25 protein-coding genes and 2 pseudogenes are annotated in these 26994 nt (G+C 61.2%); 12 read left to right on the top strand and 15 right to left on the bottom strand.

All coding sequences use genetic code 11. The features are described 5' to 3' along the window. Positions 1-49 precede the first annotated feature (49 nt). Positions 50-295: pseudogene (locus KGA97_RS22495) on the bottom strand (hypothetical protein); the annotation flags it as partial. A 248-nt stretch (positions 296-543) separates the two neighbouring features. On the opposite strand from KGA97_RS22495, the gene KGA97_RS22490 reads away from it, so the two are divergent. From KGA97_RS22490 to KGA97_RS22480, 3 genes are all read left to right on the top strand, one after another. Beyond that, positions 544-1692 (top strand): aldose epimerase family protein, encoded by a 1149-nt coding sequence (locus tag KGA97_RS22490; protein ID WP_223481528.1) that lies wholly within the window; start codon positions 544-546, stop codon positions 1690-1692. Between the two features lie 453 nt (positions 1693-2145). After that, complete coding sequence (locus KGA97_RS22485; protein WP_223481527.1) at positions 2146-2967, top strand: aldo/keto reductase; 822 nt, start codon at positions 2146-2148, stop codon at positions 2965-2967. A gap of 29 nt (positions 2968-2996) precedes the next feature. Next, positions 2997-3467, top strand: a complete 471-nt coding sequence (locus KGA97_RS22480) for a DUF1810 domain-containing protein (protein WP_008034513.1) — start codon at positions 2997-2999, stop codon at positions 3465-3467. Here KGA97_RS22480 and KGA97_RS22475 read toward each other — a convergent pair. Next, a complete protein-coding gene (locus tag KGA97_RS22475) occupies positions 3432-5792 on the bottom strand; it encodes a DNA polymerase II (protein WP_223481526.1) in 2361 nt (786 codons plus the stop codon). The two genes, KGA97_RS22480 and KGA97_RS22475, sit on opposite strands and share 36 nt — an antisense overlap. A 324-nt stretch (positions 5793-6116) precedes the next feature. Between KGA97_RS22475 and KGA97_RS22470 the strand changes: the two genes are divergently transcribed. Further along, positions 6117-6557, top strand: coding sequence for a CBS domain-containing protein (locus KGA97_RS22470; protein ID WP_007944798.1), 441 nt, complete (start codon positions 6117-6119; stop codon positions 6555-6557). 130 nt (positions 6558-6687) lie between these two features. On the opposite strand, the gene KGA97_RS22465 is transcribed toward KGA97_RS22470, so the two are convergent. Beyond that, complete coding sequence (locus KGA97_RS22465) at positions 6688-7311, bottom strand: glutathione S-transferase (RefSeq protein ID WP_008034499.1); 624 nt, start codon at positions 7309-7311, stop codon at positions 6688-6690. Between the two features lie 146 nt (positions 7312-7457). Between KGA97_RS22465 and KGA97_RS22460 the strand changes: the two genes are divergently transcribed. Both KGA97_RS22460 and KGA97_RS22455 read left to right on the top strand, forming a co-directional pair. Then, a complete protein-coding gene (locus KGA97_RS22460; RefSeq protein WP_207286206.1) occupies positions 7458-8252 on the top strand; it encodes a DUF4349 domain-containing protein in 795 nt (264 codons plus the stop codon). 177 nt (positions 8253-8429) lie between these two features. Then, positions 8430-8870 (top strand): phage infection protein, encoded by a 441-nt coding sequence (locus KGA97_RS22455; RefSeq protein ID WP_223481525.1) that lies wholly within the window; start codon positions 8430-8432, stop codon positions 8868-8870. A 78-nt stretch (positions 8871-8948) separates the two neighbouring features. Here the strand turns inward: KGA97_RS22455 and KGA97_RS22450 are convergent, their stop codons facing one another. After that, a complete protein-coding gene (locus KGA97_RS22450) occupies positions 8949-10043 on the bottom strand; it encodes a DUF1615 domain-containing protein (RefSeq protein WP_223481524.1) in 1095 nt (364 codons plus the stop codon). 279 nt (positions 10044-10322) lie between these two features. Here KGA97_RS22450 and KGA97_RS22445 point away from each other — a divergent pair, with 279 nt between their 5' ends. Continuing rightward, the gene (locus KGA97_RS22445; protein ID WP_008045202.1) at positions 10323-11855 is read left to right on the top strand and encodes an FAD-dependent oxidoreductase; all 1533 of its coding nucleotides are present in this window, start codon (positions 10323-10325) and stop codon (positions 11853-11855) included. 119 nt (positions 11856-11974) lie between these two features. On the opposite strand, the gene hemB is transcribed toward KGA97_RS22445, so the two are convergent. The 3 genes from hemB to KGA97_RS22430 all read right to left on the bottom strand — a co-directional run bounded on the left by hemB (position 11975) and on the right by KGA97_RS22430 (position 14757). Beyond that, positions 11975-12949 carry a porphobilinogen synthase gene (hemB, locus tag KGA97_RS22440; protein WP_192419832.1) on the bottom strand — a complete coding sequence of 325 codons (975 nt, stop codon included), beginning with the start codon at positions 12947-12949 and terminating at the stop codon, positions 11975-11977. Between the two features lie 233 nt (positions 12950-13182). After that, positions 13183-14025 (bottom strand): PhzF family phenazine biosynthesis protein, encoded by an 843-nt coding sequence (locus KGA97_RS22435; protein ID WP_223481523.1) that lies wholly within the window; start codon positions 14023-14025, stop codon positions 13183-13185. Between the two features lie 33 nt (positions 14026-14058). Next, positions 14059-14757, bottom strand: a complete 699-nt coding sequence (locus KGA97_RS22430) for a glutathione binding-like protein (protein ID WP_207286210.1) — start codon at positions 14755-14757, stop codon at positions 14059-14061. 368 nt (positions 14758-15125) lie between these two features. On the opposite strand from KGA97_RS22430, the gene KGA97_RS22425 reads away from it, so the two are divergent. Continuing rightward, entirely contained in the window at positions 15126-15800 is a 675-nt protein-coding gene (locus KGA97_RS22425; RefSeq protein ID WP_008045195.1) for a hypothetical protein, read from the top strand. 128 nt (positions 15801-15928) lie between these two features. On the opposite strand, the gene KGA97_RS22420 is transcribed toward KGA97_RS22425, so the two are convergent. From KGA97_RS22420 to KGA97_RS22410, 3 genes are all read right to left on the bottom strand, one after another. After that, positions 15929-16885, bottom strand: a complete 957-nt coding sequence (locus KGA97_RS22420) for a zinc-binding alcohol dehydrogenase family protein (RefSeq protein ID WP_008045193.1) — start codon at positions 16883-16885, stop codon at positions 15929-15931. Positions 16886-16916: 31 nt separating this feature from the next. Further along, positions 16917-17090: a DUF1427 family protein gene (locus KGA97_RS22415; RefSeq protein WP_008035179.1), complete on the bottom strand. Its 174-nt coding sequence runs from the start codon at positions 17088-17090 to the stop codon at positions 16917-16919. A gap of 183 nt (positions 17091-17273) precedes the next feature. Then, complete coding sequence (locus KGA97_RS22410; protein WP_032832904.1) at positions 17274-18044, bottom strand: AraC family transcriptional regulator; 771 nt, start codon at positions 18042-18044, stop codon at positions 17274-17276. A gap of 146 nt (positions 18045-18190) precedes the next feature. Between KGA97_RS22410 and KGA97_RS22405 the strand changes: the two genes are divergently transcribed. Further along, entirely contained in the window at positions 18191-18418 is a 228-nt protein-coding gene (locus tag KGA97_RS22405) for a DUF6555 family protein (protein WP_008035177.1), read from the top strand. A gap of 102 nt (positions 18419-18520) precedes the next feature. Here KGA97_RS22405 and KGA97_RS22400 read toward each other — a convergent pair whose 3' ends face one another. The 3 genes from KGA97_RS22400 to KGA97_RS22390 form a co-directional block, all read right to left on the bottom strand. Further along, the gene (locus tag KGA97_RS22400; protein ID WP_192228929.1) at positions 18521-18685 is read right to left on the bottom strand and encodes a metallothionein; all 165 of its coding nucleotides are present in this window, start codon (positions 18683-18685) and stop codon (positions 18521-18523) included. 190 nt (positions 18686-18875) lie between these two features. After that, entirely contained in the window at positions 18876-19328 is a 453-nt protein-coding gene (locus KGA97_RS22395; RefSeq protein ID WP_192419822.1) for a DMT family transporter, read from the bottom strand. Between the two features lie 2 nt (positions 19329-19330). Continuing rightward, the gene (locus tag KGA97_RS22390; RefSeq protein WP_008035174.1) at positions 19331-19816 is read right to left on the bottom strand and encodes a DMT family transporter; all 486 of its coding nucleotides are present in this window, start codon (positions 19814-19816) and stop codon (positions 19331-19333) included. Between the two features lie 213 nt (positions 19817-20029). Between KGA97_RS22390 and KGA97_RS22385 the strand changes: the two genes are divergently transcribed. Continuing rightward, positions 20030-20965, top strand: a complete 936-nt coding sequence (locus KGA97_RS22385) for a LysR family transcriptional regulator (protein ID WP_223481522.1) — start codon at positions 20030-20032, stop codon at positions 20963-20965. Positions 20966-21222: 257 nt separating this feature from the next. Here the strand turns inward: KGA97_RS22385 and KGA97_RS22380 are convergent, their stop codons facing one another. Together KGA97_RS22380 and KGA97_RS22375 are read right to left on the bottom strand one after the other, a co-directional pair. Next, positions 21223-22905: a methyl-accepting chemotaxis protein gene (locus KGA97_RS22380; protein ID WP_207286214.1), complete on the bottom strand. Its 1683-nt coding sequence runs from the start codon at positions 22903-22905 to the stop codon at positions 21223-21225. A gap of 232 nt (positions 22906-23137) precedes the next feature. Further along, positions 23138-24454, bottom strand: coding sequence for a Na+/H+ antiporter family protein (locus KGA97_RS22375; RefSeq protein ID WP_162130708.1), 1317 nt, complete (start codon positions 24452-24454; stop codon positions 23138-23140). Between the two features lie 370 nt (positions 24455-24824). Between KGA97_RS22375 and KGA97_RS29650 the strand changes: the two are divergent. Both KGA97_RS29650 and KGA97_RS29645 read left to right on the top strand, forming a co-directional pair. After that, positions 24825-26114, top strand: a pseudogene (locus KGA97_RS29650) (HAMP domain-containing protein); the annotation flags it as partial. A 102-nt stretch (positions 26115-26216) separates the two neighbouring features. Then, a complete protein-coding gene (locus tag KGA97_RS29645; protein WP_404943259.1) occupies positions 26217-26972 on the top strand; it encodes a methyl-accepting chemotaxis protein in 756 nt (251 codons plus the stop codon). Positions 26973-26994: the final 22 nt, after the last annotated feature.

Raw genomic sequence — 26994 nt, 5'->3', positions numbered from 1 at the left:
GTTTGCCGGCGGTGCGGGCGTCGAGAAATCCGGACTTCTTCAGCTCCTACGGGTTGCGCAGGTAGAGCTTGCCCATCAGCAGGTAAAGGCTGTCGAGGTTGTCGCGCATCGCCAGGGTGGCCATGCGGTCGACGCTGGTCTGGAGGAATTCCTGGGGCCTGCCTTCACGAAACTGGCTGACGATGTCCCGGCCCTGCTGCTGACTGCAACCGGTCGTGATGAGCATCGACAGCACGGCGAGCAGCAGGCAATGGCGGCGGATGTGCACAGCGGTGAGGGGTAAAACTCGGGCCATGGGTGCTTGAACTTGGGCATGGGCCGGCGGAGGGGATCGCCGCAGGCTGACCAAGGGTAGAGCCGTGGATTGCGAAAAAGTGCAGAACCTGCAGTCCGCCCTTTCCCAACAAAGTGAAGGGGACAACTAATTAGTCATACTTTTTAATTGCAACTTCGCACGATTCAGCTATAAATCCTTCCCTGTCGAATTAATAATCGACATTTAGTATGACTACTTTTAAAAAACAATAAAAAGGAAGGTAACCCATGCTTCACTCCAGATACCCGCACTACGCCCTTGGGCTGTCCCTGATGATCGCCACCCTCACCGCCCAGGCCAATGGTCTGTCCAGCGAACATAAAGCCTTCGGCAAAACCAATGACGGCACAGCCGTCGAACAATACGTGTTGCGTAACAGCCACGGCATACAGGCCACCGTGATCACCTACGGAGCGACGCTGCAGTCGCTTGCCGTGCCGGACAAAAACGGCAAGCTCGAAGACGTGGTGCTCGGCTTCGACAACGTACAGGGCTATCAGAGCGGCAAGGCCTACTTCGGCGCGACCATCGGGCGCTTCGGTAATCGCCTGGCCAACGGTGCGTTCGAAATCGATGGCAAGCGCTTTCAGGTGCCGCAAAATGACGGCTCGAATTCACTGCACGGCGGCCCGCAGGGTTTTGACAAACATGTCTGGAAAGCCAAACCGGCGAAGGGCAAGGATTCAGTGGGCGTGACGCTGACATACCTGTCGGCGGACGGCGAAATGGGTTTTCCTGGCAACCTGACAACCGAGGTCACCTACAGCCTCAACGAAAACAACGAGCTGCGCATTGAGTACAAGGCCTCCACCGACAAACCGACGGTGTTGAACCTGACCAATCACAGCTACTTCAACCTGGCCGGCGCGGGTAACGGCGACGTGTTGCAACAGGTCGCAACCTTGCACGCCAGTCACTACACGCCGGTCAACGGTAAGTTGATTCCTACCGGCGAGCTGGCTCCGGTGGCCGGTACGCCGATGGACTTCACCCAACCCACCGCCATTGGCAAACACATCAAGGCGGATCATCCGCAGCTGAAATTCGCTGAGCCGAAACAGGGTGGCTTCGACTTCAACTGGGTGCTGGATGCCAAGGGGGACCTCGGCAAACTGGCTGCCGATGTCAGCGACCCGCAGTCCGGGCGTCGTTTGCAGCTCTATACCACTGAGCCTGGCGTGCAGTTCTATACCAGCAACTTCCTTGATGGCTCGGTCAAGGGCAAGGCCGGCAAGACTTACGCGCACTGGAGCGCGTTCACTCTGGAAACCCAGCATTACCCGGACGCGCCCAATCAGCCGAACTTCCCGTCTACGCGACTGGATCCGGGCAAGACGTATACCCAGAGTACTGTGTTGAAATTCTCCGCTCGGTAAGACGTTGGGGGGCATCGGCGCTTGGGTGAATATCCATTGTTTCGGTGATGGCTGATCGTGGTTTCGCCCTTACGGCGAGTCACTTGGAAGAGCCCCAAGTAACCAAGGGCTCTTGCCCCTTTCGTTCGGTGGCTCGCTAATGCTCGCCATGCCCTCGCTCCGGTCCTGCTCCGTGGGCCCGCCGCGATCGGCCATCCCTGGCCGTGCGCGGCCTCTCGAGGGGGCGTGTACCTCAAGATCAAAAGCGGAAGGCGAGCTAACGCTCGGCCTGATGAGTGGTGGAAATCAAAAGCGCACGCGATCCCTGTAGGAGCCGGCTTGCCGGCGAAAAACGTCTGGGCGACGCGTTCATTCAGACAGCCCGCGTTATCGTTGACACCTACAGCCCGGGGAACCCATGGGCTATTCTGCTGCCAACCGAAGTATCGACCGAATGACATCAAGGAGCTTTGCATGCGGACTCTCGAACTGGCCGGCATCAACGTACCGGTTATCGGCCAGGGCACCTGGCGCATGGGTGAAGATCGCGCTCGACACCGCGAGGAAGTCGCCGCGTTGCGCCTGGGCATCGAGTTGGGCATGACCTTGATCGATACCGCGGAAATGTACGGCGAAGGGGGCGCCGAGAAAGTCGTCGGCGAAGCCATTGCCGGCCTGCGCGACAAGGTGTTTCTGGTCAGCAAGGTGTATCCGCACAACGCCAGCCGCAAGGGCATCCCCGAGGCCTGCGAACGCAGCCTGCGGCGGTTGAACACCGATTACATTGATTTGTACCTGCTGCACTGGCGCGGCCAGTACCCCCTTGAAGAAACCGTTGAGGCATTCGAACGCCTGCGCGAGGTCGGCAAGATCGGCCGTTGGGGCGTGTCCAATTTCGACGTGGATGACCTGCAAGAACTGGCCTCCCCGGCCTGCGCCACCAATCAAGTGCTCTACAACCTTGAGGAGCGTGGAATAGAATTTGATTTACTGCCGTGGAGCCAACAGCATCGTCAGCCATTGATGGCGTACTGTCCCATCGGCCAGGGCGGGAGTTTGCTCGCTCACCCGACACTCAAGCAGGTGGCCGTCCGTCACGCGGCGACACCGGCCCAGGTAGCCTTGGCATGGATTCTGCGGCAGGATGGAGTCATTGCCATCCCCAAGGCGGTCCGACCTGAGCATGTGCAACTGAATGCGCATGCCGCGCAATTGAAGCTTGTAGCCGGGGATCTGGAGGCGCTGGACCACGCGTTTCACGCGCCACACCGCAAACAGCGACTGGCCATGGTCTGAGCCATCGCGGTTCTGTCAGAGGGCTTCTCATGAGAAGCACCGATCAGCTCGACGTCTTTGATCTGCAACGCTTTCTACGGGCGCAGGACCCGGTATTCGAACGGGTGAAAAACGAGCTCGTTGCGGGCCGCAAGCGCAGTCACTGGATGTGGTTCATCTTTCCGCAATTCATCGGCCTGGGCGGCAGCGAAATGTCGCAACGATATGCCATTCACTCGGGAGAGGAGGCTTCGGCGTACCTCAAGCATGCGCAGCTGGGCCCACGGCTGCGCACCTGCACGCAGTTGGTGCTGGATATTCCGGAACGCTCCATCATCGAAATTTTCGGCCATCCGGACAACCTGAAGTTCCGCTCGTCGATGACCCTGTTCGCGCAGTTCGCCCCGGATGACAGCCTGTTCCAGCAAGCGCTGATGCGGCACTTCCATGGGATTCCGGATGACTGGACATTATCGCTGCTGGACTCAAAACAGGCCCAACTGCCCCCCAATCAGGGTTGAGAAATCGTCATCCACGAACGGCAGAATCGCATCCGCCACCGGTTGCAGCTGCCGGGTGACGTAATGGTCGTAGTCGATCGGCGCGCTGCGGATCTCCAGCGGCTCGGGCCCGGCGACGGTGATCACGTAGCTGATCCAGCCGCCGTTCTGGTATTGCCGCGGACGGCCCTGCTGATCGTTGTAGTCGTCGGCGATCCGCGCCGCGCGGACATGTGGCGGCACGTTGCGCTCATAGTCATCGAGGGTCCGGCGCAAGCGCTTGCGGTAGATCAGGCGATCATCGAACTCGCCCGCCAGGGTCTTGCGCACGTACTCGCGGACATAGTCCTGATAGGGCTGGCGATGGAAGATCCGTGTGTACAGCTCTTGCTGGAATTGCCGGGCCAGCAGCGACCAGTCGGTGCGCACGGTTTCCAGCCCCTTGTAGACCATCTCGTCAGTGCCGTCGTCACGCGTGACCAGCCCGGCATAACGCTTCTTGCTGCCCTCCTCCGCACCGCGAATGGTCGGCATCAGAAAGCGCTTGTAGTGGGTTTCGAACTGTAACTCCAATGCGCTCTGCAGCCCGTACTCCTCTTGCACATGCACGCGCCACCACTGGTTGACGTGATCCACCAGCGCGTGGCCGATCTGCGCCGCTTCCTGCTGACCGTGGGCGCGGCGCAGCCAGACAAACGTCGAGTCGGTATCGCCATAGATCACTGTGTGCCCCTGGGCTTCGATCAACTGGCGGGTACGCAGCATGATTTCATGCCCGCGCAACGTGATCGACGAGGCCAGACGCGTATCGAAGAAACGGCAACCGCTGGAACCGAGCACGCCGTAGAAGGCGTTCATGATGATCTTCAGCGCCTGGGACAACGGCGCGTTGTGTTCGCGCTTGGCGGTTTCGCGGCCCTCGGCGACCCGGGCGACAATGGCCGGCAGGCAGTGCCGGGTTCTGGAAAAACGCGCCCCGCGAAAACCGGGCACAGACTCGCTGTCCTCGGGATGCTTGAGCCCTTCGATCAGGCCCACCGGGTCGATGAGGAAGGTGCGGATGATCGATGGATAGAGGCTTTTGTAGTCGAGCACCAGCACCGATTCGTACAGGCCCGGCTGCGAGTCCATGACAAATCCGCCGGGGCTGGCCTGTGCAGGTTTGCTGCCGAGGTTGGGCGCAACGAAACCCTGGCGGTGCATCAGCGGCATGTACAGGTGCGTGAAGGCCGCCACCGAACCACCGCTGCGATCCGCCGGCAAACCGGTCACGCTGGCCCGCTCCAGCAGGAAAGTGAGCAATTGGGTCTTGGCGAAAATCCGCGTGACCAGTTCGCAGTCCTTGAGGTTGTAAGTGGCGAGGGCCGGTTTGTCCTCGGCGAACATGCGGTTGATTTCGTCCATGCGCTGGTACGGTGTGCTGATCGACTTGCCCTCGCCGAGCAGGGTTTGCGCGACGTTTTCCAGGCTGAACGATGGAAAACTCCAGGTCGCCGAACGCAGGGATTCGATGCCGTCGATGATCAATCGCCCGGCGGCCGAGGCGAAGTAATGGTTGCGGCTGCCGTGCTCGCGCCACTGCATTTCCTCACCGCCGCGCCCCAGTTTCAGCGGCACCGCCAGGCGTCGGGCGTGTTCGTGAAGCACGCGCAAATCGAACTGCACGACGTTCCAGCCAATGATTGCGTCAGGGTCGTGCCGGGCGAACCATTCGTTGAGCTTTTTCAGCAGCAGGGTGCGCGACTCGCAATACTCGAGCTGGAAGTCGACCTTGCTGTCGTCGCCGTTGGGCGGGCCGAGCATGTACACCTGACGCTCGCCGCAGCCTTCCAGCGCGATGGAATACAGATCGCCCTGAGCGGTGGTTTCGATGTCCAGGGACACCAGCCTGAGCGTCGGTCGATAGTCGGGATCGGGTTTCATCTGCGCGTCGAGCAGCAGGCCTTCGGCATCGGGTGTGCCACCGAAGATCACCGGCGCGGTGATGAAGCGCTCCATCATGTAGCGTTCCGGGGGGCGTACGTCGGCCTCGAACATCTCGACGCCAGCCTTGCGCAGCGCGGTTTCCAGGCGCATCAGCTGACCGTGTTGCTGGCAATACAGGCCGAGCACCGGGCGATGCTCGAAATCCAGCAGGGCCAGGGGTTTGAGCTCGACGTTTTTTTCGCCGTGCAGCACCTGCTCAGCCTGCTCGCGCTGCTCGGCGGGGATGAACGCCACCGACGGTTGATGCGGCAGGCGAATACGCTGGGGACCGGTGTCGGTCGCCAGCCAGAACTCGACTTCCGTACCGGCCGGGGTATCGCGCCAATGCCGGGTCAGGACGAAGCCCCGCTGTAAATCCACCACTGCAACCTCACATCCGATTCAGAGCGCAATTCTACGCGGCATTGCGGGGGATAACAGCGAACGCCTGGATTGGAATGAACCCTTGTAGGAGCTGGCTTGCCGGCGATAGCGCCCGTTCTAACGATAAATAGGTCGCCTGACACAACGCTATCGCCGGCAAGCCGGCTCCTACAAGGTCGGTGGTGTGTTCGAAAATGTGAGGTTTATCGAAGAAAAACGGCTGAATGACGTTTTTTGCGCGTTATCTGCCGTTTTCTGCCTTGCCCTCGGCGCTCGGGTCTACGATTCTTCAAGAACAACGACAACACCCGAGAAGCCACCATGAAAACCGTCGCCCAACTGCTCAAGTTGAAAGATCAGAAAAATCAGGAAGTGCACCAGATCAAACCCGATCACATGGTGCTCGAAGCACTGATGAAGATGGCCGAGAAGAACGTCGGTGCCTTGCTGGTGGTAGAGAATGACGAAGTGCTGGGCATCATCAGTGAACGTGATTACGCGCGCAAACTGGTGCTGCATGGCCGCTCTTCCGTGGGCACGCCGGTGCGCGACATCATGGTGTCGCCCGTCATCACCGTGGACACCCATCAAACCGTCGATACGTGCCTGGGCATCATGTCCGACAGGCGCCTGCGCCACCTGCCGGTGGTGGAGAACGGCAAGTTGATCGGCTTGCTGTCGATCGGCGACCTGGTCAAGGAAGCGATCGCGGAGCAGGCAGAACTGATCCGCCAGCTGGAGCAGTACATTCGCGGCGAGTAATGCGAGCCCTGTAGGAGCGAGCGGTGCGGCGATCCGACTTGCCCGCGAAAGCGCCGACTCAGTCAATGAACGTGTCGCCTGACCCAACGCCTTCGCGGGCAAGCCTCGCTCCTACAGGGGATTGTGGTGTTCAGGACGGCCAATGCCGCGCAAAGACCGGTGCCAACGTCGGGTGCCGGTCGATTCGCTCAAGCCAGGCGGAAAAACCGGGCCGGGCACTGCGCAAATGCTCCCGGGTGCCCGCCCACCGCGAGATCACCGCCGCCAATACATCCAGCGCGCCGGGCGTCTCATCGCCCAGGTACAACTCACCCGAGAACTGATCGGCAAACACCTCCCAACTCCAGTGCAACCGTTCGCGAGCACCGGCCATGAGGTTGTCCCGCGAGGGTTTGTCCGCCACGAGCAACCAGCGCTCGGGGTAATCGATGATGCCGATCGCCGCATAACAATTGGTGACGATGTACACCAGCCCCCGGATCGCCTGATCGCGCTCGGCGGCGTCTTTCGGCAGCAGTTTCGACTTGGGAAACGTCAACCCGAGATGAATCAAGATCGCCGCACTTTCGGTGAGAACGCTGCCGTCAGGCAGTTGCAGGGTCGGAATCTGCTTCAGCGGGTTGATCTTCTCCAACGCGTGGGCCGCCTCGGTGGATAACTCGACGTCGATGAAGCGGTAAGGAATCTCGCACAGCTCCAACGCAGCTTCGATGGCGGCGGCGCCGGAGTTCTGGTGTCCGTATAGCTGATACATATCGCGCTCCTGGCGAGACGAACAGGTAGTCGGTAGACGAGCGGGCAAAGGTCACGTTCCCTGCCATCTGGCGGATCGATGCAGGTAAGATGCGCGACCCCGGGGCACTCTTCCAATACCCCCGCAGCACACTTCAAGGAAAGAACATGCGCCAACAGGATGGCCAACGCGCCGCACTTTTTCGTACCGTCGGTTTCATTCTGGCCTGCCTGGCGCTAAGTGCCTGCTCGCCAAGCGACCACTCGTCATCGGCCAGTCTAGCCGGTGAACAAGGGCGTGGCGGGGCCATGCTCGCCTATGAACACGAATTGCAGCTGTTGCTGCCCCAGGCAGAAATCGCCCCGCGTTTGCAGGCCACCCGTGAGGCGTGCGAAACCGCACGCTTCGGCGCCTGCAACGTCTTGCGCATCGAGCAAGGCGCCGGCCGCGCCGACATCACCCTGCGCATTGCCCCTGCCGGCGTCGAGCCGTTGGTGGCGATGGCTGCCGAGGGTGGCGAACTGGGTCAGCGGATCACCAGCGCCGAAGACCTCGCCGATGCCGTGGACGACACCCGCCGACGCCAGGAACGACTCAAGGCTCAGCAGCAACGCCTGGATGAACTGGCGACCCGCAAAGACATCAGCGTCACCGATCTGATCACCCTGAGCAAAGAGCAGGCCGGGATCGAAAACGATCTGCAAGCCCTGGCGCAGATTGCCGCCGGGCACCAGCGGCGTCTGGACACCAATCGGGTCACGTTGTCGTTCCTGCCGACCGGCGCCAGCAGTCGCTCGTCACACTTGAGCCAGGCGTTCAGCAACTTGCTCGACAACCTGGCCGAAGGCGCCGCCGATGCACTGGAAAAAACCAGTTACGCCCTGCCCTTCCTGATCCTCGCGTTCCCGCTGTTCATGCTGTGGGTCTGGTTGTGGCGCAAGTTTGTTCGGCGTCGGACCTGAGCCGGGCGTCAACCGCGCTCCGCCTGCCGACAACTGAACCATCACGCCTACGCACGGGGATTCAGCTGTTCCATCACTGCCGTCGATGTTCACCATCACGTCAATGAAGTTCTCATAAAAATTGTGCGGCGTACCATCAGCTCCATACCAAACAACTACACCCCGGAGCACACCACCATGAAACGCCAACTCTTCCTCAGCATCGCTTTCTCGGTTTTTGCAGTTAACGCTTTTGCCGCTTCGTCCGCTCACCCGGTTGTCGCTGAAGGCGGCTCGGATCGGTTGATTGAAAGCCGTGTGGCTGAGGGTGGTTCGGATCGTTTGATCGAAAATCGTGTGGCCGAAGGTGGTTCCGACCGTCTGATCGAAAACCGCGTCGCCGAAGGTGGTTCTGACCGCCTGATCGAAAACCGCGTTGCCGAAGGTGGTTCTGACCGTCTGATCGAAAGCCGCGTTGCCGAAGGTGGTTCTGACCGTCTGATCGAAAACCGCGTTGCCGAAGGTGGTTCCGACCGCCTGATCGAAAGCCGCGTTGCCGAAGGTGGTTCTGACCGCCTGATTGAAAACCGCGTTGCCGAAGGTGGTTCCGACCGTCTGATCGAAAGCCGCGCTGTATGAATGAATGGCTTTGCAGCAACACTCGACAAAAAACCCGGCCTCACCCGCCGGGTTTTTTTATGCATTTTTTGAGACCGGTCACTTCCCCGCCAGCGCCATGCAGCGCTGATAACGCTCGTCGACCCGCTTGGCAAACCAAGCCGTGGTGAGTTTTCGGGTGATTTTCGGGCTCTGCAACGCAATCCCCGGCAATACCGCTCGCGGCAATGAACGGCCTTCGGCCTTCTCGGCCAATTCGAAAACCCGCTGATACAACGTGCTGTCCTCGAACTCGAAGCTTTTGCCCTTCTCCAGTTGATCCCGAATCGTCGGATTGCGCATGCCCAGTTGCTTGCCGAGGGTGCGCACGGCCAGTTCCGTAGTGCCGGGCATGATCGAGTCGTAGCGCACCAGATCACCGTCCAGCGCCAGAGGAATCCCCGAAGCACGGCTCACCGCGTTCTGAAACGCGGCGTTTCGACTGGCGTACCAACCGGCGTTGAAATCGGCGAAGCGGTACAGCGGCTGCTTGTAGCTCACCGGATAACCGAGCAAGTGGGCGATGCCGAAATACATACCGCCGCGACGGCTGAACACTTCATGCCGAATCGAGCCGTCCACCGGGTACGGATAACCCCGCGCCTGTTGCTCGGCGAAGTCGATGCTGACCTGCATCGGCCCACCGGTGTGCACCGGATTGAAACCACCGAACAGCGTGCGGCCCATGGGCACCCTGCCGATGAAATCATCGAAGATCGCGCTCAATTCCTTTTCACTGCGCGCAGCATTCAATCGGTCGCTGTAGCTTTTGCCGGTGCTGGAACGTATTTGCAGCGCACCACTCACCAGCAGGCCGGGGATGTGGGCTTTGGCGGCACGGCGGTCGATTTCCTCTCGGGCGATCTTGCCCAGGCCCGGCACCGGCGGGTCCGACTGAAAGGTCGACTCCTGCTCGGTGACTGCCAGCACGGAACACAGATTTTGTGTCGAGGGATAAATGTTCTGCGCAGCAAACGCCGCGTAGATGTCCGTGGCCCAGCCTTGGCGATCAACGGTTTTCGCCGGCAGCAGGCGCACGATCTCGGCCTTGACCTCCTTGGGTGTGCGGGCCGGGGCTTCCTGGGTGCGCTGAGTCCCGCAACCGGCCAGCACCAACAGCGCCGCGACGCTCGTGATCAATCGATTGGCTTGCATGGCGCTCCATCAGATCCGTTGAACCGGGTTAACCATACGATCAATCGCATGGCGCAGGCTATGACTGTGCCGGCGACACACTGTTCCCTGCACAGACACACTGAACGGTGAGAGCCGGCTTGCTGGCGATGGGAGCACCGAGGTGCATCAAGATGAGCGCGTTATCGTTCATTGCCAGCAAGCCGGCTCCTACAGGGTCTTTTTCCGTTGGGCGGGCTGTCTGACGGCCCTCTTCGGCTGGACCATACTTGAGCCAAGACGCCAGGGGAGAACAGGCGCATGAACCGTAGCGACGTACTGATCATCGGCGCCGGTCCCACCGGTCTGGTGCTCGCGCTGTGGCTGAGCAAACTGGGGATCCGCGTGCGGATTATCGACAAGACCTCGGCCCCCGGCACCACTTCACGGGCGTTGGCCGTGCAGGCACGCACACTGGAACTGTATCGCCAGCTCGACCTCAACGAAGCCGTGATACACAAAGGGCATCGCGTGGCGGCGGCCAACTTCTGGGTCAAGGGCGAACCCGTGGCGCGCTTGCCGTTGGGCCGGATTGGCGAGGGCCTGACGCCCTACGCGTTCCTGGAAATATTTCCCCAGGACGAGCATGAACAATTGCTGATTGAACGCCTGGAAACCTTTGGCATACGGGTCGAGCGCAACACCGAGCTGGAGAGTTTCGAAGAAACCGGCGATGGCATCACCGCGCGGCTGCGCCTGCCCGATGGTCAAGAGGAAACCTGTCAAGCCTGTTACCTCGCCGGTTGCGACGGTGCCCGCTCGCGGGTGCGCAAAACCCTCGATACCGGATTTCCCGGCGGCACCTACCAGCAGATTTTCTACGTGGCCGACGTACAGGCCAGCGGGCCGGCGCTCAATGGCGAGCTGCACCTGGACCTCGATGAAGCAGACTTTCTCGCGGTGTTTCCCCTCGCCGGCGAAGGTCGCGCGCGGTTGATCGGCACCGTTCGCGACGAACGCGCCGAGCATGTGGAAACCCTGCGATTCGAAGACGTCAGCACCCGCGCCATCGAACACTTGAAAGTGCAGATCGAGCAGGTGAACTGGTTCTCGACCTACCGTGTGCATCATCGGGTGGCCGATCACTTTCGCAGCGGTCGCGCGTTTCTATTGGGCGACGCGGCCCATGTCCACAGCCCGGCGGGCGGCCAGGGCATGAACACCGGCATCGGCGATGCCATCAACCTCGCCTGGAAACTCGCGGCCGTGTTGAGCGGCGGTGCTGCCCCGCATCTGCTCGACACGTATGAAACCGAGCGCATCGCCTTTGCCCGCAAACTGGTCGCCACCACCGACCGGGTGTTCAGTTTTGTCACCGCCGAAGGACGCATGGCGGATTTGCTGCGTACTCGTCTGGCGCCGTTCCTGTTGCCGAAAATGGCTTCGTTCGAGGCCTCCCGGGAATTCCTGTTTCGTACGGTGTCGCAGATCACCCTCAATTATCGTGGAATGCCATTGAGCACCGGCGTCGCCGGGCACGTTCACGGAGGTGACCGCTTGCCGTGGGCGCATGATGGTGAAGGGGATAATTTCGGGCCGCTGAAGTGCCCGAACTGGCAGGTGCATGTGTACGGCGACACCAGCGACGAAATGATTGCCTGGTGCAATGAACATCACTTGCCGTTGCATGTGTTTGACTGGCGACCGGCGTTTGAAACATCCGGCCTTGGGCGCAACGGGTTTTATTTGTTGCGGCCGGATACCTACGTGGCGGTGGCCGAGTCGTGCTCGGATCCGAAGGTGATCGAACGGTACTTCCGGGATCGCGGGATACGGCCGTATTTTGGGGCCTGAGCGCGCCGCACATCCTGTAGGAGCAAGCTTGCTCGCGATGAGGCCGGCCCCTCCAGCGTCTCGGGTGACTGACCCACCGCTTCGCCAGTAAGCTGGCTCCTACAGATTTTGTGTGTTTTTTAGATCCCGGCCAGGGCCAGGTCCATCGCGAAGTAGGTGAAGATCAAATCCGCCCCCGCCCGTTTGATCGCGCCGAGACTCTCGCGCACCACGCGGTCCTCATCGATGGCCCCGGCCTGTGCGCCGAACTTGATCATCGCGTACTCGCCGCTCACCTGGTACGCCGACAGCGGCAGGCGCGAAACCTCGCGAATGTCGCGGATGATGTCCAGGTACGCGCCGGCCGGCTTGACCATCAGCGCGTCGGCGCCTTCCTGCTCGTCCATCAACGACTCACGCACCGCTTCGCGGCGGTTCATCGGGTTCATTTGATAGCTTTTGCGGTCGCCCTTGAGTGCGCTGCCGCCGGCTTCGCGGAACGGGCCGTAGAGCGCCGAGGCGAATTTGGTCGAATAGGCCATGATCGCGGTCTGGGTGAAACCGGCGCCATCCAGCGCCCGGCGAATCGCCTGGACCTGCCCGTCCATGGCCGCCGACGGCGCGATCACATCGGCACCGGCACGGGCTGCCGCGACGGCTTGTTTGCCGAGGTTGATCAGGGTCTGGTCGTTGTCGACTTCGTGGTTGTGCAACACGCCGCAGTGACCGTGGTCGGTGTATTCGCAGAAGCAGGTGTCGGACATCACGATCATCTCCGGCACCGCGTCCTTGGCGATGCGCGCCATGCGCGAGACCAGGCCATTGTCGCTCCAGGTGTCGCTGCCGCTGCTGTCCAGATGATGGGACACGCCGAAGGTCATCACCGACTTGATCCCCGCACGGGCATAGCGCTCGATCTCGCCGGCCAGTTTCGACTCCGGAATCCGCATCACACCGGGCATGCTTTTGATCGGCACGAAGTCGTCGATTTCTTCCTCGACGAAAATCGGCAGCACCAGATCGTTCAAGCTGAATTCGGTTTCCTGGAACAGGCTGCGCAGGCTCGCATTGCGGCGCAGACGGCGTGGACGTGCTTCGGGGAACTGACTGGACATGGGGTTTCCTGAAAAATCGGGGGACGAGACGAAAGTCGTAAGGGGGCGAAAGCTTATGCCCAGTTCGCCGCCGGGCACAAACCTCAGCGGAGTAAAAACCGTTACCGCTGCAGCAACAATCCCCGCATCCACCACAAAACCCTGTGGGAGCGAGACCGGCTTGCCGGCGATGGTGTATCAGCTACATTGATGGTGACTGACACTCCATCGCGAGCAGGCTCGCTCCCACAGGTTTACAGCGTCAGGGTTCCGGAGATACAGGTCACCACGGAACCACCAATCCAGATCTCATCGCCCACCTGATCGACCTGAATGCGCCCGGCCCGTCCCATGGTCAGGCCCTGACTCACCACATAAGACGCCGGCGCCAGCCCTTCGCTGAGCAGCCATTGGGCGATGCCGGCATTCAGGCTGCCGGTGGCGGGATCTTCCGGCATGCCGTCGCCGGAAATGAACGCCCGCACTTCGAACTGTGCGTCATCGCCGTCACGCTCGGGATGCCACGGCGCAATCACGCCGACCGCGAGGCCGAGCATCTGCGTATGGTCCGGTTGCAGGTCCAGCACCTGCTGGCGATCCTCGACCATCACCGCCAGCCAACCCGCGCCGTTATCGACCCACTGCGCCCGCACGATGGCGCCCGGTTCCAGTCGGAGCCCGCGTCGCACGCGCTCCACCAGATCCGCCTGCACCGGCCCGGTCTTGAGCAGTGGCGGTGCGAGAAAGGCCAGTTCCGCGCCTTGCCGGCGCACCCGCACCAGGCCCACGCCGCATTCCTGAATGATCTCCTCGCCCTTGGGCACGCCACCGGCTTCGAGCCAGGCATGGCAGGTGCCGAGGGTCGGGTGACCGGCGAACGGCAACTCGTTCAGGGTGGTGAAAATCCGCACCCGATAATCGGCCCGAGGGTCCTGCGGGGCGAGGATGAACGTGGTTTCACTGAGATTGGTCCAGGTGGCGAACGCCGCCATGCGCTCATCGCTGAGCTCATCGGCGCCGAACACCACGGCCAACGGATTGCCCTTGAGCGCAACGCGGCTGAAGACATCTACTTGCTTGAAATCGAATGCGTGCATGGCCTGCCTTGGTCTTGGTGGATTCGAAAGGTCTTACTTGGGAATTTCCAGCCCGCGCATCACCGCCGGCCGCGCCAGGAAGCGCTCCAGCACCCGCGTCACGTTCGGGAAATCCTTGATGCCCACCAGATCGCCCGCCTCATAGAAGCCGATCAGGTTGCGCACCCACGGGAATGTCGCGATGTCGGCGATGGTGTAGCGCTCGCCCATGATCCAGTCACGCCCCTGCAAACGTCCATCAAGGACTTTTAACAAACGTTTACTTTCCTCGACATAGCGATCACGAGGGCGTTTGTCTTCGTAGTCCTTGCCGGCGAATTTGTTGAAAAAACCGAGCTGGCCGAACATCGGCCCGATACCACCCATCTGAAACATCAACCACTGGATCGTCTCGTAACGCGCAGCCGATTCCTGGGCCAGCAACTGCCCGCTCTTGTCGGCGAGGTAAATCAGAATCGCCCCGGACTCGAACAACGGCAGCGGCAGGTCGTCCGGCCCGTGGGGGTCGAGGATCGCCGGGATCTTGTTGTTGGGGTTCAGCGACAGAAACTCGGGCGACAGCTGGTCGCTGGTGTCGAAGCCCACGCGATGCGGCTCGTAGGGCAGGCCGATCTCTTCGAGCATGATCGACACCTTGACGCCGTTGGGGGTCGGCAACGAGTAGAGCTGAATCCACTCAGGGTATTGGGCTGGCCATTTTTGGGTGATAGGGAAAGCAGACAGATCGGTCATCGCATGGATCCACGAAGAGATTGAGAGGCACGATCATAGTGTGAGTGGCCGCAGGCTGCGACGTACGGCGTATCGATATTGATGATTACCAAGATCAATGGATTGCAGTCTTCTCCTGCGACCGCCCCGTGTACTGTGTCCATAAATCCGCAACATCCTGTCGATAACCTCTGCTCCAACCCGTTCATGGTTATCGGTACATTGCTGCGCATGCCGCCGGAATCGAACCAAACGGGCCTCAGTGGACTCTGAGTGTTGCCCTTTCGGAAACGGACCGGATCATCGACATGGAAAACACCCGACGCTGGGAGCGCGTGGTGTAAAGGTTTGTCAGCCTTAACCGAATGCGCTGAAGAAACCCTTATTCCATGATGAACCTTATGAAATTGGTCCAACGCTTCAAACATCGCGCTTATATTGTGCTGCCCTCCCTGTTGGCAATCAGTGCGCTGTTCCTGTCGCTGGAAGTCCGTGAAAGCCGCGCCCAGCCGGCTGACGGCACCCAGACGCTGGTTTTCCTGCGCCACGCGGAAAAACCCGCCGGCGGCCTCGGCCAGCTCAATTGCCAGGGCCTGAACCGCGCCATCGACCTGGCCACCCTGCTCCCGGAAAAATTCGGCAAGGCCAACTACGTGTTTGCAGCCAACCCGACGCGCAATGTCGAGGAAGGCGAGCTGGATAATTCCTACAGCTACATTCGCCCCCTGATGACCATCAGCCCCAGCGCCATCAAGCTCGGTTTGCCGGTGAACATCAACTTCTCGGCCAACGACACCAGTGACCTCGCCGACGAACTGCTGCATGACAAGTACCACAACTCAGTGATCTACACCGCGTGGTCCCACGGCTACCTGCCCGAGCTGATTAACAAGGTCGCCGGCGAAGCGGTCGGCAAGAAACAGAACATCACCGATGACTGGGAATCCAGCGACTACGATTCGCTGTATGTACTCACCCTGACCTGGCACAACGGCAAGGCCAGCCTGCAGAGCCACAGCTACAAGCAAGGCCTGGATAACGGCCGGGAAACCTGCCCGACATAAGGGCTGGTCGCGCTGTTCGACCCGCGAACGACCTGTAGGAGCCGGCTTGCTGGCGATTCAGGCAACTCGGTGCAACAGGAAGACCGAGGTGTCTGCATCGCCAGCAAGCCGGCTCCTACAGGGATGGGTTACGGCAGCAGGATGACTTTGTCGCCACTGCCCTGATTCACTTCGGCGTAACGTTCCAGCCCTTCGGCCAGTGGCGATTCGAACAACCCTTGTGGCAACGGCAACAGGTCCTGGTCGAAGAACCGGCCGAACTGATCGAGCATCGCCGCGCACGCTTGCACGCCGTACAGCAACGAGTTGATCCCCACCACCGAACCGCCCTTGCGATACAGCGCCAGGGCCGGCAATTGCACCTGGCCATCCACCGGCGCGGCGATGATCGCGATGCGACCGAACGCGGCCAGCGCGGGGACGGAGGCCGGTAGCCAGAACCCGGTGGTGTCAAAAATCACGTCGGCGCCGCCGGTGTAGACCGCATTCACCTGCGCGCCCAAATCCTCGGGTTTATCCAGCTGCAACGTCTGATACCCCTGGGCCTGCAAGTCCTTGACCTGCTCCGGCCGGCGCGCCGCCGCCAGCACCTGGGCGCCACGCACCTTGGCCAGCGCCAGCGCAGCACTGCCGACCGCCCCGCCACCGATCACCAATAACCGCGTTTGTGCGTTCACCAGGCTGCGCTCCAGCGCATCCCACGCCGTGGTGTAAGGCACGCCGAGGCTGGCGGCCTGGGCAAAACTCAGGTGCGTCGGTTTGCGCGCCACGCCATTGGCCGGCAGCTTGACGAATTGCGCATGGGAGCCGTCGGCGAAAAAGCCCAGTTCACGGCCGGTGCCCCACACTTCCTGACCGATCAGCGCCTGCGGGCCTTCGACGACTACACCCGCAAAATCACGCCCGGGAATGCGTGGCAACGTGGTGTAGGGAAAACGCCCCAGCACATTCTTCACATCACTGGGATTGAGGCCGGCGGCCTTGATTTGCACCAGCACTTCATCGGCGCCGGGCACGGGGGTCGGAACCTCGACATAGCGCAGGGCCGAAAGGTCGCCGGTTTTGTCGAACTGCAATGCTTTCATGGGAGTGTCCATCCAACAGGGGAAAGGGAATTCAGGAGATCCAGCCAGTGACCAGTTGCCGCCCCATGGGCCACAACTTTTCACCGGCGAGCATGCCCAGCAGGCCCACCAGCGCGATGGCCGGTGGTGCGGGGGAACGAAAATCCAGCGCGCCGTAAAGCAAACCGACGCCCAGACCGATGACCAGCGAGATGAGGTAGCTCATGGCAGACTCCGTGGGCAATTGAGGGATGCCCAAAGTCTAAAGGCCGGCATCCGCGAGCATCGGCCAAGTGCTTCTGAATTCCGGCCAAACCACCCGCAATAACCTGTAGGAGCCAGCTTGCTGGCGATAGCTGACGTGAGGGCGATGCAAAATTTGAGGATGCTATCGCCAGCAAGCTGGCTCCTACAGGTTCGTGCAGAACTGCGAGGGCGCGACACCCAGTTCCCGACGGAACATGTCGCTGAAGCTGCTCGGCGAGTAGCCCAGCTCCCGGGCAATCGCACTGACCGGCGCCCCCTGGATCAGCTCCGCGACTGCAGTCGCCAGTTGCACTTGTCGCCGCCACTCGGCGAAGCCCATGCCCAGACCGTCCTTGAACAGCCGCGCCAGGGTGCGCACGCTGGCCCCGGCGTTTTGCGCGTGTTGTTCGAAGGAAACGTCCAGCGATGGCGCGGCCATGACGGCCTGACACAGGTTCATCAGGCGCCGGTCGGAATCATCCGGCAACGGGATTTTCAACAGCGAACGCCTGGCTCGCCGCAGTTCCAGCAGTGCCAGCCCGACCAGCGCCTCGTAATACTCCGGCGCGCCGTCGTCGCCCTGCTCCACCAGCCCGACGATGAGTTCACGCAGCAACCCGCCCACTTCGATCACCTGGACCGTGTCGTCCAGCGTCGCCGCCAATGCCGGACGCAGGTAGATGTTGCGCATCTGCAGGTCCGAGACCACGCGAATGCCGTGAGGCACGCCCGGCGGCAACCACACCGCCCGTTGCGGCGGCACCACCAGCGCCTCATGCGGCGTTTCGACCCACATCACCCCGCTCATCGCATACAACAACTGGCCCCAGACATGCTCGTGGGGCTCGATGAACAGCCCGCGCGGATAGGTGCGCGCCAGCGGTTGCACGGGCACATCGGTGTCACTCAGGTCGGGGGGCGCGGCAAGGGCCATGGTCAGCATTCATCGGGGGTTTTCAGAAAATCCATGGTAACCAGCCGCAGGCCTCATCGCCACTGGCCGCAGCCGTCTGACAATCCGAATGAATTTTCCGTACCGCCGACGATCCTTCTATTACCACAGGGAGGAATACGGGCTTTATGAATAACGCAAAACTTTTCGTCATTGAATACACCCTTCATGGCGTCCCAAAGTCTTTCATCATTCGCCTGGACAAAATGGACAATGCGCAGGCTTGGCATTGGGCGAGTTGCGACGCCGGCGTGGGCCGGATCCCGCGCTTTGGAAGGGAGAAAGTGCAAAAGACCAGCAAGCCGATGGCGGAAAAATTCGGCGTGGAAAATGTCACTTGGCGGCCAGCAAGCTAACGACGGTTTTCTGTAGGAGCAAGCTTGCTCGCGATGAACGATAACGCGGTCAGCCTGAAGAACCTCGACGCCTGCATCGCCAGCAAGCTTGCTCCTACACAGTCAGTGTTGGGCGCACTTGCAGTCTTTGTGCACGCATTCTTCACCGTGTTCATGGTGTTTGGCGCAGGCTTCGCAGCAGTAGTGCTTGCCGTGACGTGCGATCGGATGCTGGCCCAGTTTGCAGTTGCATTTCTTGCAGTCGCATTTGCTTTCGCTATCGATCATGAGTCTGACTCCTGAGGTGGTGGTCGTCGGGGTGCAACCCGTCTCACCAGTGTAGAAGTTGCCACAGACGACGCAGCCCAAACCTGTTGGAGCGAGGCTTGCCCGCGAAGAACGATAACGCGATGCAACTGTTTAGATCGCGGCATCTGCTTCGCGGGCAAGCCTCGCTCCTACAGGAAAGCGAAAGCGGTCAGGCCTGGCGGGTATTGCTGCGATACATGAACACCAGCGCCAACCCGAGCAACACCATCGCCAGTATCCGGCTGCCGGACAGCTCAATCTGCGGGTTGCCCAGCCAGCCGAAGTTATCGATCAGCATCCCCATGCCCAGCTGCCCGACGATCACCGCGACCGTCGCCACCGCCGTACCCACCCGTGGCACCGCCCCCACCATCACCATCATGTACACCACGCCGAACAGCGCGCCGCTGAGCTGCCATTTCGGCACGTCCAACAGGCTCACGGCATGGGCCGGCTCGAAAAACAGGATCAGCAACCCGGTGCTCACCGCACCCACCACGAACGTCAACAAACTGCTGCGCAGCACACCGACCGTTTCGCCCAGACGCCCATTGATGGCGGCCTGAACACTCAACACCGCACCGGCAGCCACGACCACCGCCAACAAAATAATCAGATTCATCATTAACCCCGCGCAATCAGAACAAGTGCCGCCACAATCAGCAGCAAGGCCAGCCAACGTTCACCGTTGACCTTTTTACGAGTGGCGCCGAACCAGCCGAAGTGGTCGATCAGCACGCTTTTACCGACCTGCCCGGACAGGATCGCGATCATCGTCATCGCAATGCCGATGTACGGCGTGGCCAGGGTCAGCACCACCACGTAGATCGGCCCGAGAAAACCGCCGATCAACTGCCAGCGCGGCAGGTCGCTGAAGGCCGGCCCCTTTTGCGGGCCGCTTAGCAACAGCAGGAAAAACAGGATCGCCGAGCCGACGCCGAAGATGCTCAACGTCGCCCACAAGTGACCGACCTGAACCCCCAGCGGCCCGAGCAGACCGGCCTCCACGGACAGGCCCATACCGGCCAGGATCACCAAAGGCAGCAGCAAAAGCCGCAACCCGGGTTTGGTTGCCGGTGTGACAGCGATATCGATTGAAGAAGATTGCATTGGGAACTCCTGTGTTATCGATCAACACGCGATCCCTGTAGGAGCCGGCTTGCCGGCGATGGCGTCCTCGAGATTGCTATCGCCGGCAAGCCGGCTCCTACACGGGATTTGTGTTGTCGGTGTGATTGGCGCGCATTATCGGCTGGCGCTGCTGTGCGATAAATGGGAGCATCCTGACAACACTTTTGCGCAACTCGCACAGCAGGATTTTTCATGCACGGCCTCCACGAATTGGGTTTCAAGGCACTTCGGCTGTTTGTCGCCGTACTCGACCACGGCAGCTTCTCTGAAGTCGCCCGCCGCGAAGGCCTGGCGCCGTCGTCGATTTCCCGGCAGATCCAGTTGATGGAACAGGCGCTGAGCCAGCAATTGCTTTACCGCCATACCCGCGCGGTCACGCCGACGGAAGCCGGACGCTTGCTCGGCGACCATGCGCGATTGGTACTGGTGCAGTTGGAGGAAGCCGAACAGGCGTTGCAGGAACAACAAAGCGAGCCGAGCGGGCTGGTGCGGATCAACGCGCCGGTGGTGTTTGGCCAGCGGCACCTGACGCCCTGGCTGGGGCAACTGTGCGAGCGCTACCCGAAATTGCAGCTGGATATCCAGCAGACCGACAGCTACGTCGCACCGTTACAGGAGGGTGCCGACCTGCTGTTTCGCATCGGCCCGCTGCACGATTCGAGCATGCAGGCGCGGATTCTGGCGCCGCAACGCTTTCAAGTGGCAGCGAGCCCGGCGTACTTGAAACGCCATGGCACACCGTTGCATCCCGAAGACCTCGCGGCGCATCAATGCCTGGCCTACAAAGGCGTAGCCGGCCAGCAACGCTGGTTTTTCCGCCAGGGTCAGCAGGACTGGAGGCCCTACTCGGTGAAGGGACCGATCACCGGCAACCACGCCGACACCCTCACACAGGCCGCCGAACAAGGCCTGGGCCTGGTGATGTTTCCGTCGTGGCTGATTGGTGAAGCGGTGCGCAACGGCACGCTGGTGCCGGTGCTGGGGGAATATCAGGTGTCCAACAGCCTTGAGCCGCAACAGATCGCCGTGCTCTGGCCCGGGAGCCGGCGGTTGTCGGTGAAGGTAAGGACGGTGATTGATTTCTATGTCGAATGCTTTGGGGCTGTGCCGTATTGGGACAGGCCGTAACATTGACAGCACAACCTGTAGGAGCCGGCTTGCCGGCGATGGCGGCGCGTCAGTCAACATTGATGGCGCCTGACACACCGCTATCGCCGGCAAGCCGGCTCCTACAAAGGGGTGTTGTGTCAGTCGACTTCAATGTTGACTGACATACCGCTATCGCCAGCAAGCCGGCTCCTACAAAGGGGTGTTGTGTCAGTCGACATCGATGTTGGCTGACATGTCGCCATCGCCGGCAAGCCGGCTCCTACAAGGTGTGGGGGTCAGATGCGGAACTGGCCGACCAGAGTGCCGAGGCGCTGGCCAAGATCAGCCAGGCTGCGGGACGTCTGGGCGCCGAGTTGGGTTTCGCCGGCCACGTTGTCCACGGCCACCGCGATCTGATGCACGCTGCGGTTGATCTCTTCGGCCACGGCGGTCTGCTCCTCGGCGGCGCTGGCGATCTGCGCGTTCATCGAGTTGATGGTGCCGATCAGTTGAGCCATGGTGTCCAGCGAAGCACCCGCTTCGTTGGCCTGCATGGACGTGCCGTCGCCGGCCTCGCTGGAGCGGCGCATCGCTTCCACCGCCGACTGAGTGCCGGCCTGCAAGCGGTCGATCATGCCCTGGATTTCCTGGGTGCTGATTTGCGTGCGGCTGGCCAGCGCACGGACTTCGTCGGCCACCACCGCAAAACCGCGACCGGCCTCACCGGCACGGGCCGCTTCAATGGCGGCGTTGAGCGCCAACAGGTTGGTCTGCTCGGCAATCGAACGGATCACCCCGAGCACGCTGACAATCGATGACACGTCCTTCTGCAGGCTGTCGAGGGACACGCCGCTGCTGCGAATATCGTCGACCAACGCATGGATCTTGACGATGCTGCCGGCCACCACACGCTTGGCCGTCTGACCTTCTTCGTCGGTCTGCTGCGCCGCCACTGCGGCGTTTTGTGCACTTTTCGCCACTTCTTGCGCGGCGGCCGACATTTCGTTGATCGCCGTGGCCACCTGATCGGTCTCGTGACGTTGACGCTCCATCGCCTGATCCGAACGCTGGGCCTGATCGGAGACCTGGTTCACCAGCCCGGTCAATTGCGAGGTCATTTCGGTGATCTGGCGCACCAGGCCGTGGATCTTGTCGACGAACCGGTTGAACGAGCCGGCGAGTTGGCCGAGTTCATCCTGGCTGGTGATGGTCAGGCGCCGGGTCAGGTCGCCCTCGCCCGCCGCGATGTCGTCGAGGTTGGCTTTCATCAGGTTCAGCGGACGCAGAATGGTGTTGGCCAGCAGCATGCCGGCGGCGGCAATCAGCAACAGCACGACGGCGGCGATGCCGATGATGCTCAGCAACACGCCTTCCATCCGGTCTTGAACCTTGGCTTCGACCACGGCCACCTGCGCTTCGATACCGTCGAGGTTGACCGAGGTGCCGACCGCCATGTCCCACTTCGGCAGGTATTCGGTGTAGCCGAGTTTTGGTACCAGCACCTGAGTGTTGCCAGGCAATGGCGAGCTGTATTGCAGGTAGTGAGTGCCGTCTTTGGCGACTTTCACCAGATCGCGGTTGACGTAGACGCCGTTCGGGTCGCGGTTGTCCTTGAAGCTTTGGCCCACGCCTTCGGGGCTGTTGGCCTTGAACAGGCGCACGGTGTTGGAGTCGTAGCCGAAGAAGTAGCCGTCCTTGCCGTAGCTGATGCTCGACAGCAATTTGATCACCTGGGCCCGCGCCGCGTCATCGCCAGGGGCGGCGGCCTCGTAGAGCGGTTTGATCGCGGTCATGGCCACGGCGACGTAACTTTGCAGGGTGGCCTTGGCGTCGCTGAGCAGGCGCTGACGCGTCTCCTCGACTTCCTTGCGGGCCTGTTCCTGCAGAACGAACAACGTGGTCAGGCTGATAACCAGCGCAAAGAGCAACACCGGGAGGACGGCAAGGGACAGGACTTTAGCCTTCAGGCTCATGCGCATGACGGTTCACTCTTTTGGTTTTATTGGCGTGGTTAAAGGCTTTAACGGCACGCCAACGCAAAACTGTAGGAGTCCGGCTTGCCGGCGATGGCGTATTTGAAATTGCCATCGCCAGCAAGCCGGCTCCTACAGATTGCGCGATCAACGCTGACCCTACCGACACCTCTGACCTGTAGGAGCCGGCTTGCTGGCGATGGCGTTTTCACAGGCACCATCACCGGGCAGGTTGGAATCAGAGAACCATCGCGGCCACCCAGCCGAACGCCAGCAGCGGCAGGTTGTAATGCAGGAAGGTCGGGACCACGGTGTCCCAGATGTGGTGGTGCTGACCGTCGATGTTCAGGCCGGAGGTCGGGCCGAGCGTCGAGTCGGAAGCAGGCGAACCGGCGTCACCCAGCGCGCCGGCGGTGCCGACGATGCAGACGATGGCGATCGGGCTGAACCCCAGTTGCACGCACAGCGGCACGAAAATCGCCGCCAGAATCGGCACGGTGGAAAACGACGAACCGATGCCCATGGTCACCAGCAGACCGACCAGCAGCATCAGCAGCGCACCGATGCCTTTACTGTGGCCGATCCACGACGCCGACGCTTCAACCAGCGTCTGCACCTGACCGGTGGCTTTCATCACTTCGGCAAACCCCGAGGCGGCGATCATGATGAAACCGATCATCGCCATCATCTTCATGCCTTCGGTGAACAGGTCATCGGTGTCGCGCCACTTCACGATGCCCGACACCGAGAAGATCAAAAAGCCTGCCAGTGCACCGATAATCATCGAGTCCAGCAACAACTGAATAATGAACGCCGCCGCAATCGCCACACCCGCAACCATCAGGCTCAGCGGGTTGTACTGCACCGCGACCTGCTCGACCTGTTCGATCTTTTCCAGGTCGTAGACGCGCTTCTTGCGGTAGCTGATAAAGGCTGCCGCAAGCCCCACCACCATGCCCAGCGCCGGAATGCCCATGGCATGGGTGACGTTGATGCCGCTGATATCGACACCGCTGCGGGCCACGTTGGCCAGCAGGATTTCATTGAGGAAGATGTTGCCGAAGCCCACGGGCAGGAACATGTACGGGGTGATCAGACCAAAGGTCATGACGCAGGCGATCAACCGCCGATCCAGTTGCAGCTTGGTCAGCACATACAACAGCGGCGGCACCAGCAACGGAATAAAAGCGATATGTATCGGCAGAATATTCTGTGAAGCGATGGCCACCACCCACAGCAGGCCGATCAGCAGCCACTTCACAGAACCGCCACCGTTGGCGTGCTGGCGGTCAACCATGGCCAGGGCTTTGTCGGCCAGCGCATGGGCCAGGCCGGACTTGGCAATCGCCACCGCGAAGGCGCCGAGCAAGGCGTAAGACAAGGCCACTGTCGCCCCGCCGCCGAGGCCGCTGTTGAAGGCTTTCAAGGTGGCGTCGATGCCCAGGCCACCGGTCAAACCACCCACCAGCGCGCCGATAATCAGCGCGATCACCACGTGCACGCGGGACAGGCTGAGAATCAGCATGATGCCGACCGCGGCAATTACAGCATTAATCATCGTTACCTCAAGGCAAGCGAAATGAGCCCGGCCGGCAGTCTGCGAAGAGCCGCCAGCGGGATAAGGAATGGGTTTTATTAGAGGGCGCGCACTGTGCCGGACCATCACCGCCTTGTCAAAGCCGCGAGACCCGAACGCAAGCTAGGCCCTCCCTTTCCAAAACGACATCGCCCCCTGTAGGAGCCGGCTTGCCGGCGATGGCGGTGGTTCAGTCCACCCGTTATTGACTGGACGGACGCCATCGCCAGCAAGCTGGCTCCTACAGGATTCGTGATAATGATTCCATTTCGTCGGACGGCGTAAAGAATGCGGATTTTCGGCCGTTACAGTGCAAAGTCTCAGATATTTATCGAATAAGGACGTCTCCATGTCGCTCAGACAACTTTCCATTCAATGGAAAATCACCCTGCTGGCCGGGCTTTGCCTCGCCGGTATCGTGACCTTGCTGGTAGGTCTTTCGCTGTATCGCATGGAGCACAGTTCCGAGCTGGTGAAAGCCTCGAGCATGGAGATGCTCACTGAAGCCGCCCAGGCCCGGATCGAGTCCCAGGGCGAAAACCAGGCGCTGAACATTCGCCAGCAGTTCATGGATGCCTATCAATATGGCCACGGCTTTTCCCGTCAGGTGTTGTTCCTGCGCGATCAGGCCGAAAAGCGCTTTCTCGATGCCTTCGACCTGCGTGAAGACCTGACCCGCCAGGTCAAGTCTGCGTTGCAAGCCAACCCGGAATTGCTCGGCCTGTCGCTGGTGTTCGAAGCCAATGCGCTGGACGGCAAGGACGAACTGTTCGCCGGCCAGGCTGAGCTGGGCAGCAACGACAAGGGCCGTTTCGCGCTGTACTGGTCGCAACCGACCCCCGGCAAGGTGACGTCGATGGCGCTGCCCGAAAGCGACATGGCCGACACCAGCACCGGCCCCAGCGGTGAACCCGCCAACGCCTGGTTCACCTGCCCGCGCACCTCGCTCAAGCCCTGCGTGATCGAACCCTACTTCTATGTGATCGACGGCCAGAACGTGCTGATGACCAGCATCGTGTTCCCGCTGATGGTCAATGGCAAAGTCATCGCCTCGCTGTCGGTGGACATCAACCTCAACAGCCTGCAAGCAGTCAGCCAGGGCGCGAGCAAGAAGCTTTATGACGGCCAGACCAACGTCAGCATCATCAGCCCGGCCGGTTTGCTCGCCGGCTACAGCCCGGACGCCAGCAAACTCGCCCAGCGCCTGGACGCTGTGGATAAAACCAACGGCACCGAACTGATCCGCCTGCTCGCCGCCAGCAGCAAAACCGCCAGCCTGCACAGCAACCAGCAGTTGAAAGTGCTGTCGCCGTTCCAGCCGATCCCCGACGGCAAATCGTGGGGCGTGTTGCTCGACGTGCCGGAAAAAGTCCTGGTCGGCCCCGCCGAAACCCTGAAAAAACAACTCGATGAAAGCAATACCGCCGGCACACTGGTCGAACTCGGCCTCGGCGTGCTGGCCGCGTTGATCGGCCTGTTGCTGGTGTGGCTGATGGCGCGCAGCGTGACCAAACCGATTCTGGGTGTGGCGCACATGCTCGAAGACATCGCCAGCGGCGAAGGCGACCTGACCCGGCGCCTGGCCTATGACAAAAAGGATGAACTGGGCCAGTTGGCCGGCTGGTTCAACCGTTTCCTCGACAAGTTGCAGCCGATCATCGCCGAGGTGAAACGCTCGGTACAGGACGCGCGCAGCACGGCGGACCAGTCTTCTGCCATCGCCACGCAGACCAGCGCCGGCATGGAACAGCAATACCGTCAGGTCGATCAGGTGGCGACCGCTTCCCACGAAATGAGCGCCACCGCCCAGGACGTTGCCCGCAGCGCGGCACAAGCGGCACAAGCAGCGCGCGATGCCGATCACGCCACCCGCCGTGGCTTGACCGTGATCGACCAGACCACCACCAGCATCGACAACCTCGCCGCCGACATGAGCGCAGCGATGGTGCAGGTCGAAGGCTTGGCGGCCAACAGCGAGAAAATCGGTTCGGTACTGGAAGTGATCCGCGCCATCGCCGAGCAGACCAACCTGCTGGCCCTCAACGCCGCGATCGAAGCGGCTCGTGCCGGTGAGGCCGGACGCGGTTTTGCGGTGGTCGCCGACGAAGTGCGCAACCTGGCGCGGCGTACGCAGGAGTCGGTTGAAGAAACCCGTCTGGTGATCGAGCAGTTGCAGAACGGCACGCAGGATGTGGTGGGGTCGATGAACAACAGCCATCGCCAGGCTCAGGGCAGTGTCGAGCAGGTCAGCCAGGCCGTCACGGCGTTGCGCCAGATCGGCGACGCAGTAACGGTGATCAGCGACATGAACCTGCAGATTGCCTCAGCGGCGGAAGAGCAAAGCGCGGTGGCGGAAGAGATCAACAACAACGTGGCGACGATCCGGGACGTGACCGAGTCGCTGTCGGGGCAGGCGAATGAGTCGGCGCGGGTGAGCCAGTCGCTGAATAGCCTGGCGAATCAGCAGCAGAGCCTGATGGATCAATTCCGCGTCTGACTGACAACACACCCCTTGTAGG

The sequence above is a fragment of the Pseudomonas sp. BF-B-15 genome (assembly GCF_019946675.1).
GTDB classification, from domain to species: Bacteria; Pseudomonadota; Gammaproteobacteria; order Pseudomonadales; family Pseudomonadaceae; genus Aquipseudomonas; species Aquipseudomonas migulae.
This window is presented reverse-complemented; position numbering and strand designations above follow the sequence as displayed.

Bases quoted from the DNA above. Each gene is read 5' to 3' on its own strand.
- KGA97_RS22450 (WP_223481524.1), bottom strand. From the start codon at position 10,043: ATGCAAGCCAATCGATTGATCACGAGCGTCGCGGCGCTGTTGGTGCTG.
- KGA97_RS22480 (WP_008034513.1), top strand. From the start codon at position 2,997: ATGAGAAGCACCGATCAGCTCGACGTCTTTGATCTGCAACGCTTTCTA.
- KGA97_RS22435 (WP_223481523.1), bottom strand. From the start codon at position 14,025: ATGCACGCATTCGATTTCAAGCAAGTAGATGTCTTCAGCCGCGTTGCG.
- KGA97_RS22420 (WP_008045193.1), bottom strand. From the start codon at position 16,885: ATGAAAGCATTGCAGTTCGACAAAACCGGCGACCTTTCGGCCCTGCGC.
- KGA97_RS22455 (WP_223481525.1), top strand. From the start codon at position 8,430: ATGAAACGCCAACTCTTCCTCAGCATCGCTTTCTCGGTTTTTGCAGTT.
- KGA97_RS22485 (WP_223481527.1), top strand. From the start codon at position 2,146: ATGCGGACTCTCGAACTGGCCGGCATCAACGTACCGGTTATCGGCCAG.
- KGA97_RS22385 (WP_223481522.1), top strand. From the start codon at position 20,030: ATGCACGGCCTCCACGAATTGGGTTTCAAGGCACTTCGGCTGTTTGTC.
- KGA97_RS22445 (WP_008045202.1), top strand. From the start codon at position 10,323: ATGAACCGTAGCGACGTACTGATCATCGGCGCCGGTCCCACCGGTCTG.
- KGA97_RS22425 (WP_008045195.1), top strand. From the start codon at position 15,126: ATGATGAACCTTATGAAATTGGTCCAACGCTTCAAACATCGCGCTTAT.
- KGA97_RS22380 (WP_207286214.1), bottom strand. From the start codon at position 22,905: ATGCGCATGAGCCTGAAGGCTAAAGTCCTGTCCCTTGCCGTCCTCCCG.
- KGA97_RS22405 (WP_008035177.1), top strand. From the start codon at position 18,191: ATGAATAACGCAAAACTTTTCGTCATTGAATACACCCTTCATGGCGTC.
- KGA97_RS22460 (WP_207286206.1), top strand. From the start codon at position 7,458: ATGCGCCAACAGGATGGCCAACGCGCCGCACTTTTTCGTACCGTCGGT.
- KGA97_RS22415 (WP_008035179.1), bottom strand. From the start codon at position 17,090: ATGAGCTACCTCATCTCGCTGGTCATCGGTCTGGGCGTCGGTTTGCTT.
- KGA97_RS22465 (WP_008034499.1), bottom strand. From the start codon at position 7,311: ATGTATCAGCTATACGGACACCAGAACTCCGGCGCCGCCGCCATCGAA.
- KGA97_RS22400 (WP_192228929.1), bottom strand. From the start codon at position 18,685: ATGATCGATAGCGAAAGCAAATGCGACTGCAAGAAATGCAACTGCAAA.
- KGA97_RS22490 (WP_223481528.1), top strand. From the start codon at position 544: ATGCTTCACTCCAGATACCCGCACTACGCCCTTGGGCTGTCCCTGATG.
- KGA97_RS29645 (WP_404943259.1), top strand. From the start codon at position 26,217: ATGGAACAGCAATACCGTCAGGTCGATCAGGTGGCGACCGCTTCCCAC.
- KGA97_RS22470 (WP_007944798.1), top strand. From the start codon at position 6,117: ATGAAAACCGTCGCCCAACTGCTCAAGTTGAAAGATCAGAAAAATCAG.
- KGA97_RS22390 (WP_008035174.1), bottom strand. From the start codon at position 19,816: ATGCAATCTTCTTCAATCGATATCGCTGTCACACCGGCAACCAAACCC.
- hemB (WP_192419832.1), bottom strand. From the start codon at position 12,949: ATGTCCAGTCAGTTCCCCGAAGCACGTCCACGCCGTCTGCGCCGCAAT.
- KGA97_RS22410 (WP_032832904.1), bottom strand. From the start codon at position 18,044: ATGGCCCTTGCCGCGCCCCCCGACCTGAGTGACACCGATGTGCCCGTG.
- KGA97_RS22395 (WP_192419822.1), bottom strand. From the start codon at position 19,328: ATGAATCTGATTATTTTGTTGGCGGTGGTCGTGGCTGCCGGTGCGGTG.
- KGA97_RS22430 (WP_207286210.1), bottom strand. From the start codon at position 14,757: ATGACCGATCTGTCTGCTTTCCCTATCACCCAAAAATGGCCAGCCCAA.